The organism is Clostridium sp. JNZ X4-2 (genome assembly GCF_054889485.1).
In genome coordinates, this window is the sequence record NZ_CM142685.1 from 3,204,143 (window position 1) to 3,219,749 (window position 15,607).

General features: G+C 34.8%; 17 protein-coding genes and 1 riboswitch. Of the genes, 3 read left to right on the forward strand and 14 right to left on the reverse strand.

Annotation, left to right across the window (positions count from 1 at the left end; translation table 11 throughout):
• Positions 1–163 precede the first annotated feature (163 nt).
• Positions 164–344: riboswitch (cobalamin riboswitch) on the reverse strand.
• 169 nt (positions 345–513) lie between these two features.
• The 14 genes from ACYUJ6_RS15400 to ACYUJ6_RS15465 form a co-directional block, all read right to left on the reverse strand.
• On the reverse strand, positions 514–903 hold the full coding sequence (locus ACYUJ6_RS15400) for a helix-turn-helix domain-containing protein (RefSeq protein WP_461843581.1): 390 nt from the start codon (positions 901–903) through the stop codon (positions 514–516).
• A 262-nt stretch (positions 904–1,165) separates the two neighbouring features.
• Positions 1,166–2,350, reverse strand: a complete 1,185-nt coding sequence (gene larC, locus ACYUJ6_RS15405) for a nickel pincer cofactor biosynthesis protein LarC (protein WP_461843582.1) — start codon at positions 2,348–2,350, stop codon at positions 1,166–1,168.
• Between the two features lie 79 nt (positions 2,351–2,429).
• Entirely contained in the window at positions 2,430–3,017 is a 588-nt protein-coding gene (locus ACYUJ6_RS15410; RefSeq protein ID WP_461843583.1) for a hypothetical protein, read from the reverse strand.
• Between the two features lie 19 nt (positions 3,018–3,036).
• Positions 3,037–4,059: a hypothetical protein gene (locus ACYUJ6_RS15415; RefSeq protein ID WP_461843584.1), complete on the reverse strand. Its 1,023-nt coding sequence runs from the start codon at positions 4,057–4,059 to the stop codon at positions 3,037–3,039.
• A gap of 12 nt (positions 4,060–4,071) precedes the next feature.
• Positions 4,072–4,452 (reverse strand): hypothetical protein, encoded by a 381-nt coding sequence (locus ACYUJ6_RS15420; RefSeq protein ID WP_461843585.1) that lies wholly within the window; start codon positions 4,450–4,452, stop codon positions 4,072–4,074.
• 293 nt (positions 4,453–4,745) lie between these two features.
• On the reverse strand, positions 4,746–5,672 hold the full coding sequence (locus ACYUJ6_RS15425; protein WP_461843586.1) for a thiamine pyrophosphate-dependent enzyme: 927 nt from the start codon (positions 5,670–5,672) through the stop codon (positions 4,746–4,748).
• Between the two features lie 11 nt (positions 5,673–5,683).
• Positions 5,684–6,859 (reverse strand): pyruvate ferredoxin oxidoreductase, encoded by a 1,176-nt coding sequence (porA, locus tag ACYUJ6_RS15430; protein WP_461843587.1) that lies wholly within the window; start codon positions 6,857–6,859, stop codon positions 5,684–5,686.
• Positions 6,860–6,877: 18 nt separating this feature from the next.
• Positions 6,878–7,174, reverse strand: coding sequence for a 4Fe-4S binding protein (locus tag ACYUJ6_RS15435; RefSeq protein ID WP_461843588.1), 297 nt, complete (start codon positions 7,172–7,174; stop codon positions 6,878–6,880).
• Positions 7,171–7,749 (reverse strand): 2-oxoacid:acceptor oxidoreductase family protein, encoded by a 579-nt coding sequence (locus ACYUJ6_RS15440; protein WP_461843589.1) that lies wholly within the window; start codon positions 7,747–7,749, stop codon positions 7,171–7,173. Before ACYUJ6_RS15440 ends, ACYUJ6_RS15435 begins: the two co-directional genes overlap by 4 nt.
• 349 nt (positions 7,750–8,098) lie before the next feature.
• Complete coding sequence (locus ACYUJ6_RS15445) at positions 8,099–9,517, reverse strand: sigma 54-interacting transcriptional regulator (protein ID WP_461843590.1); 1,419 nt, start codon at positions 9,515–9,517, stop codon at positions 8,099–8,101.
• Positions 9,518–9,532: 15 nt separating this feature from the next.
• A complete protein-coding gene (locus tag ACYUJ6_RS15450; RefSeq protein WP_461843591.1) occupies positions 9,533–10,081 on the reverse strand; it encodes a molybdopterin-binding protein in 549 nt (182 codons plus the stop codon).
• Positions 10,041–10,403 carry a hypothetical protein gene (locus ACYUJ6_RS15455; protein WP_461843592.1) on the reverse strand — a complete coding sequence of 121 codons (363 nt, stop codon included), beginning with the start codon at positions 10,401–10,403 and terminating at the stop codon, positions 10,041–10,043. The genes ACYUJ6_RS15450 and ACYUJ6_RS15455 overlap by 41 nt, the downstream gene beginning before the upstream one ends.
• Before the next feature lie 163 nt (positions 10,404–10,566).
• Positions 10,567–11,313, reverse strand: a complete 747-nt coding sequence (gene larB / locus ACYUJ6_RS15460) for a nickel pincer cofactor biosynthesis protein LarB (RefSeq protein ID WP_461843593.1) — start codon at positions 11,311–11,313, stop codon at positions 10,567–10,569.
• Between the two features lie 170 nt (positions 11,314–11,483).
• Positions 11,484–13,133, reverse strand: a complete 1,650-nt coding sequence (locus ACYUJ6_RS15465; RefSeq protein WP_461845526.1) for a nucleoside kinase — start codon at positions 13,131–13,133, stop codon at positions 11,484–11,486.
• A 214-nt stretch (positions 13,134–13,347) separates the two neighbouring features.
• On the opposite strand from ACYUJ6_RS15465, the gene ACYUJ6_RS15470 reads away from it, so the two are divergent.
• The 3 genes from ACYUJ6_RS15470 (at position 13,348) to fba (ending at position 15,522) form a co-directional block, all read left to right on the forward strand.
• Entirely contained in the window at positions 13,348–14,028 is a 681-nt protein-coding gene (locus ACYUJ6_RS15470) for a DUF421 domain-containing protein (protein WP_461843594.1), read from the forward strand.
• Between the two features lie 11 nt (positions 14,029–14,039).
• A complete protein-coding gene (locus ACYUJ6_RS15475) occupies positions 14,040–14,420 on the forward strand; it encodes a DUF4363 family protein (RefSeq protein WP_461843595.1) in 381 nt (126 codons plus the stop codon).
• 169 nt (positions 14,421–14,589) lie between these two features.
• Positions 14,590–15,522, forward strand: coding sequence for a class II fructose-1,6-bisphosphate aldolase (fba, locus tag ACYUJ6_RS15480; RefSeq protein WP_461843596.1), 933 nt, complete (start codon positions 14,590–14,592; stop codon positions 15,520–15,522).
• Positions 15,523–15,607 lie beyond the last annotated feature (85 nt).

A 15,607-nucleotide genomic window follows, 5' to 3' on the forward strand; every position in this document is an offset into this window, starting at 1 on the left:
AGCTCTTACCTGAATTCTGCAATTTGTTCTGTTTTATGCTTAGGAATAAATAAAAGAGAGTTCCAAGGGACTCTCCAATTTTACATATATTGTAACTGTTTACCTGCATCAATATAAAGAAACAAACAGTTTCAACAAACTAGTAATATCTCCCCCTCCGAAAGAATTGACAAAATAACAGGCAGGCCTTCTGGCTCAGATTCATTTTACTCCCCTGCCTTCCCGGATATAATCCAGTGGCTTAAATAAGGTTTCATCTTCTATACAGCAGCGGTGGGCTGCAGTGTTTATACACTTTTCCTTTTAACTGTCAAATTAACAGCACCTGATATCAAATATTAAATTTTTATGACTTTTATATTACTTTATATTAAGTATATGATATTAAAATGCCAAAGTCAACATCAACTTCTTCGAATATTAATTTTTTGCAATAAGTTATATTCAAAATTATTAACTCTTTACCGTGAACTGATAAAAGTTATTGATCTACAATATGAATTTTTACCTTAATTATTTGATATAGGGCAGGATTAATTTTACCATATTTTCTATTAGATTCAATTCTTTTTTGGAACACCTCTCAAGCAACTTGTACAATATAGAATTATCTTCTGTTTTAGATAACTGGTATTTCTTAAATTTTTCCTTTATCAGGTTATCTCTAGTTTCTTCTTTATATTCTCCGTATATTAAATAATCAGTTGTAACGTGGAGACAATTAGCTATTTTAACTAAAGCCGTAAGGCTCATCTGTCTTTCTCCCCGCTCCAGTTGTCCTATATAAAGCGTAGAGAGATCTACCATTTCAGCAAACTTTTCTCTTGTTAAACTAAATTCTTCTCTTTTTTCACGGATTCTATGACCTATTTCCCGTCCATTGATTGATTCCTCATTCTTCATTTGTCTTCACTCCTGTCCTCAGCCTCTTACTCTAACTTTATACGTAACGATTAATTAAATAAATAATCTATATGCCAAGAAATTATATATGCAATGTGCATAACTATTGTACATATCATAAATAATCTCTATATTATTTATTCAAATTGGAGTGTTAAATTTACTAAGATAAAAGAACAATTTAGATAAGCTTCTAAATAAAAAGTGCAAAAAAATTAATATCCCGGGTTTTGTTTTCCCAGGATATTTTACAAAAAATTATCTATATAATATTTTGTTTGGCAGCAGCCTGCTTTACCATATCGTATACCTTTTTAATAGGTATGCCATATTTTTCCGCCTTATCACAGCATTCTCCATATTCAGGAGATATATTTGAAATTTTGTCACCATAAAACGCTATCTTTACAGAAAATTCCCCCAAATCCGTATTTATCTTCTCAACTTTATAGGGCAGCATGTATTTATGAAAGTTGAACACTTTTACACCGATAGTAGTTGTTTCTTCAAATATAACCTTTAAGATGCTGTCCATGTCTGCACTGCATGCATTGACACATAATATATTGGCAATTCTGTTTTTCTTCATGAAAGCCGTCTGCAGGTATACGTCCCCTGCTCCTGCGGAAAATAATTTTTTAGATATATACTCATAAAACTGGGGGTTCATGTCATCTATGTTGACCTCTATTTTTACAGCCTCCCCCTCTTTTGCCAGGTTATTGTTTTCATTGTCTTCCAATTGACCTATACATATTCTAAGTAAATTAGGTATGTCAAGTTCCCTGTCCCCTGCTCCATAACCACAGCTTTCCATATTCATAGGTGGAATTTCTCCAAAATCACTGCAGAGAGTGGAAATAACGGCAGCACCAGTGGGGGTTACAAGTTCCTTTTCCACTCCTTTTGAATATATCTTTATACCGTGGAGCAGCTGTACCACCGCAGGTGCAGGCAGCGGTATAATTCCATGGGCACATTTCGTAAATCCTGTACCTATATGTATTGGAGAGCAGTATATTTTCTCAATTTTTAAAAGATCCAACCCGATAACAGCACCACATATGTCTATAATGGAATCCATTGCCCCCACTTCGTGAAAATGTACAGCTTCCACGGTGGTATTATGTACCTTGGCCTCTGCTTCTGCAAGGTTTGTAAATATCTTTATTATATCTTCCTTAACCTTTTCTCCAAGTTCACTTTCCTGTACAATAGTTCTAATATGGCTTAAATGCCTGTGAACATGGCCTTCCTCTACAATAACCTGTACTTTTGTACCCCCTATTCCATTTTTCAATACATGCTTTGACTTCAAGTCAAAAGGTACTTTAAGTTTCATAAGCTCATTTTTTAAAACATCCAGCTTTAACCCGGCATCCACCAGTGCACCTAAAATCATGTCTCCGCTTATTCCGGCAGTGCATTGAAAGTAAGCAATTTTCATGTTTGTTCCTCCTTAAAAAATGACTATGAAAGCATCTGTTATGTAAATTTACTTTCATAGTCATAATAATTAATCTATTCTATAATATTCTCATGGATATTTTGTCATTTTCTATTGTCACTGCACTTCCCCTGCTATTGGGTCCACAGCCATCTGTAACAATAAGTCCCAGATTCACATGGTATTTCATCATATTGGAAAGTATGTTAAGCATTCTATGGGAGACGGATTTATCCTCCAGCATAGATTCTTCATATATTTTTTTAGCTGTGTTTTCATCACTTCCAATTATAAATCCGGGTCCTCCAGGTACTGAAACAACCACCAGACCCCCTTCCAGACATTCTATATCCTTGTCTGAAGAAGATATATCCTCCCCGGGTGATCCAATTATTCCTCCAGTAGATTGTCTAACACCATCAATATTGATGCTGACACCCAATGCTTTTATATAATCAGGTGATATGGTTTTCACTCTGTCAGCTAATTTATAATCAATAAAAAATGGATCCTTTAAACCATTGAATTTGATTTTTTTTAGTTCCAAAATCTTATCCAAACTTTCTTTTTTCTTGTTTTCATCACATATTCCGCATATAACCATGGGGTATGATTCCACAGTTACAGTTTTTACTATAAAAGTAGTAACATCATTTATACTATACACAATCATTTAACCTAAAAAATTATACTTGGAGAGTTTCCTTTGTAACAAATTCACTGCTGTTTATTTTTACCGGCTTCTCCACACCCGGTACAATCTCATCTGCTTTTGCTATAATCTCTTCTTCAGACAATTTTTCAACCGGAGCCTTCAAATAGTCAAATGTAATACCTACACTTGCAAGCTCTGCCTGAGCTTTTTCAGTAATATTATCAAAATCTATGTCAATGCCCAAGTACTTGGCAATTGTCAAAACTACAGGAGAACATCCGATATGTTTTCCCGGAATCATTCCAGCTTTTAATGCATCAATGGTATATTTTGCAATGACTTCTTTAGGTGCCACTATACAAGGAATATGTTTTTTAAGAGTTTTTGCATATTCTCCTGAACCATGAGCTGTATCTCCTGCCTTGAATTGTCTTGTAGGGAACACCCTCCCATACTTTTCGGCAACAGTCATTCCAATTCCAACAGATATAAACTCTCCTGTATAACCTATGAGTACATCCTGATCCTTCATTATCTGAAGTTGTCCAAAAATAGGCAGTAATATCTCTTCCATAGTAACCACATTCATCATTTCAGTGGCAGAATTATTGTTGACAGCTCTGCCTGTCATAACTGCATTATGCACCGGTATCATTTTTTTTGCAGGATTAGGTCCTCTGAAAAGTTTTCTCCCGCTGTAATATTTCTTCCACTGTGCAAGATGGGGTTCTTCGGAAATCAACTGATCTGTAACTTCCATCTCTTCCATTGAAAGCATTCCAAATTCCTTATGGATTTTTCCATTATCCGATGCAGCCATTTTAACTATTGCACTGTCCAGCACAATTCCATCACTGCTGGTAGTACATGCCTCCATGTCAAATACATTTATGCCTGCTGGTCCCTTTATTTGCTGGGCTATTTTTTTAATTGCCTCATCTATTTCAAGTCCTGAATTTTCAATATCCTTTTTATCTACAAATACTATATTTAATGGAATTAAAATATCTCTGACCTGACCTTGCTTTATCATTCTATATAACAGCTTTTTCACAATTACTCCTCCTTAATGTTTTCCCAAAGGTGGCCTTCTATCTTCCACTTCTTCACAATCTGCAGTTTCCACCTCTTCAGTAGGATGTATAATATTGATAACTTCTAAAATTGCCTTCTTAGCTTTTCCATTTTTGTCAATTCCCTTTACAATGACAGTGTGCATTGTTTCAGGAACTCTTGGTATGACAATGAGTTCAACCTTTTCAACATCTTCTCTTTTTGCCAGTTCTTCTACTGAAAGCTCAATTCTTCCTGTTCTAAGGGACTGCATTTTTGCAGATTTTAAATTTTCGAGCCCTTTTATTTCAATGGTTTTATCTGGAGTGTTTTTTACAACTGCCCTCTTCATTTTTTCAATAAATTCAGGAAGCTTGGTATGCATCAGTTTCATAACTCTCATCTCCTCATCTAAAATAATAATTTAATACGATTCATATATGTCAAGAGCAATTTTAATGCCAAATATATAAATGTTACTATTGCTTATAATTCAGCCATCTATCATTCATAATAGATATTTAAAATAATTAAATCTTTATATATTGATAATTATAAGATAATTCTTTGTTAGATTTCACCATGATACATGTTAGAATTATAACACTATCAAATTATAAATGCTAACGGATTTTAAAGTTTAGAGCCTGAAAGTCTTCTCTAAAGCTTAAAAATCCATTTAAAAACCTAATTACATCTTCTAAGCAGTTCTTCCCAGTTTTTATCCACTTCTTTTTGAATTGCATCTATCATATATTCATTTCCAGCTTTAAATAAATGTTTGAATCTTCCCTGGGGTTTTAACCACTCAGTTATAGGAAGCTTTTTCTTGGGTTTGTAATTCAGCACATATTTGCCGTCAATTATTTCGTACAGTGGCCAGAAACAAGTTTCAACAGCCAGGTCGACTATCTGAAGTTCCTTTTCCGTATCACATCTCCAACCTCTTGCACAGGGTGTAAGTACATTTATAAATGCAGGTCCCTTGGTATAAATTGCCTTCTCGGACTTTTCATAAAGATCCTTCCATTTTGAAGCAACTGTCTGAGCTGCATAGGGAACATGATGAGCAGCTATTACACTGGTCAAATCTTTTCTATACTGCTGTTTTCCAGGAACCGCTTTTCCCTGGGGAGAAGTAGTAGTACTGGCACCGAAAGGAGTAGCAGATGATCTCTGAATTCCGGTATTCATATATGCCCCATTGTCATAACATACATAAAGCACATCGTGGCCTCTTTCCATGGTGGCAGAAAGTGATTGGAGGCCAATATCATAAGTCCCGCCGTCTCCGCCAAAAGTTATGAATTTATAGTTATCCTTTATCTTGCCTTGTTTCTTCAATGAATCATAAGCTGTTTCAACACCGCTTATAGTTGCCCCTGCATTGGCAAATGCGGAATGAATAAACGAATCCTTCCAGGCAACATAAGGATACAGACATGTGGAAACTTCCATACAGCTTGTGGCATTTGCAACAACTGCCTTATCTTCCGGCTTTAATGCCTTAAGTACCCACTTTGCAACTATTGGCGCTCCACATCCGGCACACATTCTGTGGCCTGCAGTTATTCTGTCTGCTTTTTTTGATAATTCTTTTAAATTTACTGCCATTTTATCTCCTCCTATTCTCTAACACTCAGATAGTTGTAAATTTCATATTTTCCTGCAGCTAGATCTTTTTGAAGTCCTGTGTAAACTTCTTTAATGCTGTCTGTAGTTACATCTCTTCCGCCTAATCCATAAATATAACTTTTTACAATCCTGTTACTGCCGCCTCCATAAAGAGCACTTCTTACTTCCTTGAAAAGAGGTCCTCCCGTAGTGGCAAAGGAATCGGTTTTATCCAGAACGGCCAGTGCTTTTACATTCTTTAATGCCTTTGCTATTTCAGGTGCCGGGAAAGGTCTGAACACTCTGAGTTTAACAAGCCCTGCTTTAATTCCATTTTCCCTCAGTTCATCTACAACCACTTTTGAAGTACCTGCTGAAGAACCAATAATAACTATGGCAATTTCCGCATCATCCAATTTATATTCTTCAAAGAAACCATATTTTCTGCCCGTAATTTTTTCATATTCTTGTGCAGTTTCAAGAATCACCTTTTTAGCATTTATCATTCCCTGGGCCTGCAGTCTTTTATGTTCAAAATAGTACTGGTTTCCGTCAAATGCTCCAAAGGCAACAGGAGTATCCCCGAGAAGCGAGTAGTCAGATTTATATTCTCCAACAAATTTTTTTACCTTCTCTTCTTCAAGCAAATTCATGTTTTCAATTCCATGACTTGTTATAAATCCGTCATAACATACCATTGCAGGTAATTTTACATTAGTATTTTCTGTAATTTTAACTGCCTGTATAAAATTATCATATGCTTCCTGTACATTTTCACTATATATTTGAAGCCATCCTGAATCTCTTGCACCCATTGTATCGCTGTGGTCATTATGTATATTAATAGGACCTGACAGCGCCCTGTTAACTGCCGCCATAACTATGGGTCTTCTCAGAGATGCTGCAATATAAAGGGGTTCCCACATATATGCAAGTCCATTGGAAGATGTGGCAGTCATTACTCTTGCGCCAGCAGCGGAAGCACCTATACATGCACTCATTGCACTGTGCTCTGATTCAACTGGTATAAATTCTGTCTTCACCTGTCCGTTATTTACAAATTGTGAAAAATACTGTGGAACTTCTGTAGATGGAGTTATAGGATATGCTGCTACTACATCAGGTTCAATCTGCTTCATTGCTGTTGCAACAGCTTCGTTACCGCTTAAACTTACTCTCTTTGCCATATTCATCACCCTTTCTTATTATTCTGAAATCAATTTTATAGCATCAAATTTGCATTGAGCAGCACATAAACCACAGCCTTTGCAGTGATCATAATCGATACCTTTTATTTTTCCATTTTCAGCTAATATAGACATATCCGGACAAAAAGCCCAGCATAAAAAACAGTTTTTGCACTTTTCCTCATCCCACACTGGTTTTGTAGTTCTCCAGTCTCCAGTTTTAAATTCACCGGCATTTCCTGCATCAAGAATTATTCCACCGGGAGTTGTATCCTGCCATCCGCATTCTGTGGAATAATAATTTTTATCACTCATATTTTTTGTACCTCCTTCATGGATCTTTTCAACGCTGCCATGTTGCCATCTATTACCTGTGGTTTAGTTGCAAATTTATGCTTAAAAGATCCTTCCATATTTTTTATGAACTCTTCTTCTTCCATAACTTTCGAGATTTTAACTATTGCCCCAAGCATAGGAGTATTGGGGAAATTCCTTCCTAGTTCTTCTTCGGATATTTTTCTGGCATCAATGGTATAAATATTACCTTTATAGTCATCAAAATATGATTTTATTTCTTCAGGCTTTTTTGATGTATTTACTACTACTGCACCAGACTCCTTTAACCCTGCTGTAACCTTTACACTATTTATGAGGGTTTCATCCACTACCACTACATAATCCGGTTTATAAATATTGCTGTGTATCTTAATAGGCAGATCACTTATTCTGTTATACGCAGTTATAGGTGCTCCCATTCTCTCAGGACCGTATTCAGGAAACCCCTGAACATATTTACCTGTATTGAATGCAGCTTCTGCCAAAAGCAAAGATGCTGTTTTAGCACCTTGTCCCCCTCTTCCATGCCACCTGATTTCAATAATCTTACTCATTGTTTACCCCCTTATAAAATTCAACATAAAAATTAGACTTTGCTGTTTTACTGTAGCAAGTTTAATGCCAAACTGTAAACATTCTAAAAATAACTTGATTTCTTTTTCCTCTTAATACAATTTTAGCAGATGAATGAATGTTAAATATATTAAAAAGTCATAGAGCCCGCTATAAATTTATTTATCAGGCTGTTGTAATTCCAACATTTTATAACAATATACTAACAGAAGAAGGTCCTTTAGGAAATATTCTGAATAACCTACGGAAAATAACAATATTCAAAAAATACGTTAATATTCCAAAGGATATTAACGTATTTTTATATAACCCTGTTTATCTGATATATAATCAAAAATCTTTCTGTTTCAATTTATATGCCACCTGATAGTACTTGATATCTATACCCTTTTTATTAAGGACTTTTGCTATTTTCCTTGGTCCAAGCCCCTTTTTCCTGAGTTCCAGAATAATATTATCCACTATTTCAGAATCACTATTTACCTCCAGCTTATTGACGGAACTTTTGTTTTTATCAGCACTATTGGTATAAATGGAATCAACGGGCAGGTGCTCCACATCCACTGTAATATTCAAATTGGAATCCGTAACATTGCTTATAAGAGGTGCTGAACAATCTATGCTTTGATTAACTATATCCCTGAACTGCCTTATGTTCCTGGGATAATATTCATTCAATAATATTTTTTTTGCCTCATCTGAAAACATTATATTTAAATTTATATTATACTTATCATATACATTGGCTTCATATCTATTTATGAATTCAGTGAGTATCTGAATCTTATCCTCAATTGATCTTTCCCTGAGAGGAGGCAGATACAAATCATACTGTCCCAGTCTCTGATACAGCTCCGGCAGCAGCACTTCCTCCAAATTTTTTGTAGAAGCTGCTATTACAATAACATTTACAGGTATATCACGATTTCCTCCGATACGCCTTATAGTTCCTGATTCTATGGCTTTAAGCAGAAGGTTTTGATAATTGTTTAAGGCATGAGCCTCATCTAAGAACAAGATACCTTCATTTGCCATTTCAAATAACCCCTTTTTATCTTTGGAACCGGTAAAAGAACCTTCACTGCATCCAAATATCTCCATGGCAGCAATATCAGTATTGGTGAATTGGGCGCAATTTATTTCAATAAATGGGGCATCCGGCTTTATTACTCCTATTTCCTTGGCATAATAGTAAATACATCTTGCCAGAAGAGTTTTTCCCGTTCCAGATTCACCAGTTATGATGCAATGTCTGGGTCCTCCAAGAGCTCCAACGGTTTTTCTGGCCTTTTCAATAGTTGTACTCAAACTTGAATTGGAGCCTATAATACTGGAAAATGCATCGTTTTTATTTTTTAATGAGATTTTATGCCTGAGATCTCTTATTTTATCATTTAAGTTTTCCATCTCGGTAATATCAGAAAATATTGCAAATCCGCCTTCCAACTTTTCATCTATGAATATGGGTTTTGCCTTCACCATATACTTTCTTCCATTTGTGTGTTTTACCTTGCCGTAAAACACCATGGTCTTTTTGTCTATCACTTCCAGCAGTGCAGCTTGAGGATAGTATCTGGATATATGATTTCCTATCATGCTTTCAGGCCTGCACTTTACATATTGTGCAGATATTTCATTGACAAAAACAAGATTCCCCTGTTTATCCACAACGTTTACTCCCTCATTCAAGGAGTTAATAATATCTGCAAACATATCATTTATCTGCGGATATTTAAAATATTTCATCATCTTATCAACACCAATCTAATTTTTAGGGTATTTTGATAAAACTGCACTGGATATTCTGTCAACTATAATGTTTAAATCCTTTTCATTGTCAGTCAGACAATGAATACAGGCTTTGGCTGCTTCAACTGCCTCTACATAAGGTCCCGGTACATTTACCACCAGTGTGTCTCCTTGTCTTGCCGCCACCAGTTTAGACCACATATGGCCGTTTTTCCCGTATATCTCTTTATATTTATATTCACTTATACATTTTTCTATGGCACTGTGAGTAAAATCCTTTGCCAGAGTGGATACATACCTGTGGCCTCCTCCTGAACCACCTATAAAAATTACCAAATCTATATTTTTATCAATACATTTTCTAAGCCGTGCTGCTATTTCATCTTCATTATCAGATACCGGTTTCAAACGCGTTATCTCACATTTAGGATACTGATCTAAAATCAGCTGCATTATTGCCGGACTGTTTGTATCGGTTACAACTCCGTTTAACACTTCATTTCCTGTAGGTATAATGACAACACTATTTATCAAGATTATTCCACCTTTCTTTCTGGCATCCATATTTTTGTCCCTTGGGAATACTGTCTACATTTACCTCCATTATTTTTCTTGCAGAGTCAATTTTAGTAAGTTCCGTTGCTGTAATTCCCTCCACTGTGGAAATTGCCTTTATTATTCCAGTCTCATCTTTTAATATGGCTTCCGGATCTATATTATAGACATCCATTTCTATAGATTCACCAGTTACTCCTATTACCCTTATGCCTCTTTGTATGAATTCTGAAAGCTTTTTCTCAAGTTCAAAAGGCTTAAGTCCTTTCACATCCACACCCTTTATTCTTACCACTGTCTTGTCTATATATGCTATTACCGAATTATCCATCCTTGGTTCACTCCCTATGAATTTATTTTGACGTATAAAATTTTAATATACCTTTAAAAAATATTTTAATGATTCTAAATTAACTGCCTATACTTATTTTTAATTTTATCATAATTTGTTAGAAAATGTCCATATATAAAGTTTTTTTACAAATATATCCATATTACAGTTTATTTATAATACTTGCAAGATAGCCTGCTCCAAAGCCATTGTCTATATTTACCACGCTTACTCCGCTGGCACAGCTGTTCAGCATGGAAAGAAGAGCGGTTACTCCTCCAAAGTTTGCTCCATATCCCACACTTGTGGGTACTGCAATAACAGGCTTATCCACCAAGCCGCCTATAACACTTGCAAGTGCCCCTTCCATTCCTGCAATTACTATAACTACCTTCGCCTGTCTTATAATATCCATTTTATTGAACAGTCTGTGTATTCCGGCTACTCCGGCATCAAACACCTTTTTTACTTTATTGTCGAATATGCTGGCAGTTTCAAATGCCTCTTCAGCTACGGGAATATCTGATGTGCCCGCTGTAACTATGGCAATATAGGAATCAGTTTCTTCCTGTTCTTTTTTCCTTATAGTTATAGTCCTGCCTGCCTCATTGTATTTTGCATAAGGACAAAGTTCTTTCACCGCCTTGTACATTTCTTCATTGGCCCGGGTTCCCAATATATTATTTTCCTTGGTAAGCATAAATTCCACTATTCCCCTTACCTGATCCACAGTTTTCCCTGCACAATATATGACTTCAGGGTATCCAACCCTTATTTCCCTGTGATTGTCTATCATGGCATATCCCAGATCCTTAAAGGGCAAATCCTTTAATGCCTCCACCCCTTCATCCACATCTATTTTTTGTTTCTTAATATCTTCCAATAATTTTCTTAATTCAGCTTCATCCAATTTTTTCACCCCTTACATAAAATATATTAAATTTGAATACTGTTTTGATTTTAATTATATTGATTATGCTTGTAAGTTTCAACTAATTGTTCATAAGAGTTTAAAAATAACTAACAGTTCACATATCACCGTGAACTGCTAACCTAAAACTATTAACTATAATTTATAAACTATTCATCCTCAAACTCGCTTCCCCCCATAAATTCTCTTAAAATGGAATTGCGGGGTACAAACTTTTTATCTACATCTTTAAAAAAGTGAAGAAAACTTCTAAGTCTTAAAGATTCGTAATATACCGGACTGGAGCTTTTTATTTTTTCCAGTTCTTCAAGTGCATAGTTCTTCAATACACAGAGTTCATACACTAATGTGGAATTAAACATCACATCCGCATTTTCCTGAAATACAAAAATATTTTTTTCTTCACCCCTTTTTACAGAAGGCCACATCTTTAGAGTATCTTCACCACTATAGCCTCTAAAATGATAATCTCTCACTATTCTTCTTATAATTCTCACATCAGTGGTGGCTATTCTATTATGATTATCCACATTTAACTGGGTGAGAGCGCTTATATATATTTTAAATTTATTTTTTCTCGGAATAGCAGAAGTAAGAACTTCATTCAGGCCATGTATCCCTTCAATTATAATTACACCATTTTGTGGCAGCTTTATCCTTTTGCCAATCCACTCCCTGGCCCCCTTTTTAAAATTAAACACTGGAATTTCAATTTCCCTTCCCTTCATAAGAGCTTCCAGATGCGAATTAAAAAGTTTTAAATCCAGGGAATATATGGATTCAAAGTCGTAATTTCCATTTTCATCCTTTGGGGTATATTCTCTATTTACAAAATAATCATCCAATGAAATGGGGACTGGTTTAATGCCGTTTACCCTCAACTGAACTGCAAGTCTTTTTGCAAAGGTAGTTTTTCCCGAGGAACTGGGGCCTGCAATCAATACAATTTTTACATCTTTTCTTTCACTTATCATATCAGCTATATTTGCTATTTTCTTTTCATGAAGAGCCTCCGCCACTCTTATAATATCTACAATTTCCCCGCTTTCCACCTTGTTATTTAGAGAACCCACATCCCCCACGTCCAATATATTTCCCCATTGTTCCGTTTCATAAAATATTCTGCTTAATTTTTTATATTCTACAAATTTAGGAAGATGATATGGATGGTCTTCTACAGGATATCTTAGTATAAAACCGGGTTTATAGTACATAAGATCAAAAACCTTGAGTACCCCTGTAGAAAAAGCCATGGAACCATAAAAATAATCATATCTTCCGTCTAATTCATATAATTTTACTTCTTCTGTATTTACATGATTTAAAAGTCTTATCTTGTCCTCCATCTTATATCCCTTAAAAATTTCTATGGCTTTCTTCCTATCCATGCCTATTTTTTTTATAGGTATGTCCAATTTTATTATATCTCTCATTCTATTACTTATTCTCTTTATATCTTTTTCTGAAAGTGGAGTATCTTTATGAATTTCTCCAAATATTCCCTTGCTCAAAGAGTGCTCTATAGTTACCTTTGCATGGGGAAATAAGTCATATACAGACTTAATGAGTACAAATTGAAGAGTTCTCACATAGGTCTTATTCCCAAGGGTATCTCTTATATCTACAATTTCAAAACTTCCAGATTCCTTTAATTGACTGGTAAGCTCAAAATATTCTCCATTTACTTTGGCCAATACTACAGGTATATCCTGCGGCTGATAATTGTCTTTAAATACCTTGTATAAAATGGTATTATATTTGACTTGAACATTTTTAAATCCCAATTTAAGATATAACATGCAATCTTTCCTGCTGCTGAAGGTATCAATATCCTTGTACCTTAAACTAGTAATCAGCTTATCCATAAATTCATCCCCCTAACTTAGTGTCATTATTATTATACTTCATATTTACTTGTAAATGTTCTTGTTTTACTCATATTTTTTCGTATTAATGTAAGAATATAAGTAAGTATAAAAATTTAACAGTATATAACTTGAAAGGTGGTATTTTATGTTTACAGTGCTTTTTAGAACAATTGTATTATATTTGCTTGTAGTAGTATCCATGAGACTTATGGGCAAAAAACAAATAGGAGAAATGGAACCTTTTGAATTGGCCATAGCAATAATGATATCAGAACTGGCTTCTCTGCCAATGCAGGATACGAGGATATCCATAACTCATGGAGTAATACCCATAATAACTCTTCTAACACTGCAGTCTCTGCTGGCGCTGTTTCAGCTTAAAAGTGAAAAAATGAGATTACTTTTCAGCGGCAAACCCAGTATATTGATAGACAAAGGCAAATTGGATCTAAAGAAGTTAAAGGATGAAAAATTCAACATAAATAATTTGATGGAAGAATTGAGGATGCAGGGATATTACAATTTATCGGATATAGAATATGCCATACTTGAAACCAGCGGCCGGCTTTCAGTCATACCCAAAACGGAACTTGAACCTGTAACAAAAATAGATCTGAAGATAAAACCTGCCCAGGAAAGCTTACCTATAACCCTGGTGTTAGATGGCAAGGTGAATTTTAAAAATTTAATCATAGCAAACAAAGATGAAAGCTGGTTAAATCAGATGATGAAAAAAAACAGTGTATCTTCCATAAAAGATATACTGGTAGCTATGCTGGATTCAAAAGGGAAATTTTATTATCAGTTAAGAGAAAAAAATAAATAGGACGTGATTACATGAAAAGTATAATAATATCTTTCAGCATATTTGTAGTAATGATATTTTGTATAATATTCTCAGTAAATTATTTAAATACTGTATGTACAAAATTAGAAAATTCAAATATTCAAATAGAAAAATCCATTCAGTCAAATTCCTGGGATGAGGCATATAAAAATTCTCAAAGCTTTATGGAAGACTGGAAAAAATATTCCTCCAATCTATCCATTTTTTCAAATCATAATGAGATAGAAGACATCAACAATGAATCATGGAAACTTATTAATCATATAAGTCATAAAAATTCGGAAGAATCTCTGTCATCTGTAAATGTAATACAGAATTCACTGAATCATATATTGGAAATGCAGCGGTTAAATATTCAAAATTTATTCTAAGCCTTCAGATTGGATAGTAATATTATACTGCCGTTATAACTTATATTAAACTGCAATAATTGAATATCATATGAAAATAATAAATAATAGGTTATAATATAAAGTAGATAAATAAGCTAATTGATTTTTGTAACTATAAAATATCTTATATTGAAAGGTGGAATATCAAATGGCATTAGTTACTACTAAAAATATGTTTAAGAAAGCATATGATGGAAAGTATTCAATAGGTGCTTTTAACATCAACAACATGGAAATAATTCAAGGTGTTGTAAATGGAGCAAAAGCTAAAAATTCCGCTGTAATTTTACAGTGTTCAGCAGGTGCAATAAAATACGCAGGGCCAAAATACTTAAAGGCAATGGTAGATGCAGCTATAGAAGAAACAGGAATTGATCTTGCTCTTCATCTGGATCACGGTCCCGATTTTGAAACTGTAAAATTATGTGTGGAAACAGGTTTTACTTCAGTAATGTTTGATGGTTCACACTTGGCTTATGATGAAAATGTAGCAAAGACTAAAGAGGTTGTAAAATATGCTCATGAATATGGAGTTGTGGTAGAGGCGGAACTTGGTGTACTGGCAGGAGTTGAAGATGATGTATCTGCATCCAAACACATATATACGGATCCAGACCAGGCAGCCGATTTTGTGAATAAAACAGGTGTAGATTCCCTGGCCATAGCCATAGGCACTTCCCATGGAGCATATAAATTTCCGCCAAATTTCAAGCCAAAATTGAGATTTGACATATTGGAGGAAGTTCAAAACAAACTGCCTAATTTTCCTATAGTACTCCATGGAGCTTCATCTGTAGATCAAAATGATGTGGCAACCTGCAATAAATACGGCGGAAACCTGGCCGGTGCTAAGGGAATTCCAATAGACATGCTCAGAAAAGCTTCTTCCATGGCAGTCTGCAAAATAAACATGGATACGGATTTAAGATTGAGCATGACTGCTGCTGTAAGAAAAACCTTCGGCGACAGTCCAAAAATCTTTGATCCTAGAAAATATCTGGGTGCTGGAAGAGATGCCATACAAAAAGTAGTGGAATACAAAATAGAAAATGTACTGGGTTCGGAAAATTCTCTAGAATAGCTCATTACCCAATGTATCAGGAGACCTTCATTTAATTTAAGAAAGTCTCCTATTTCTGCAAATGGAATATATATGATTTTCATAT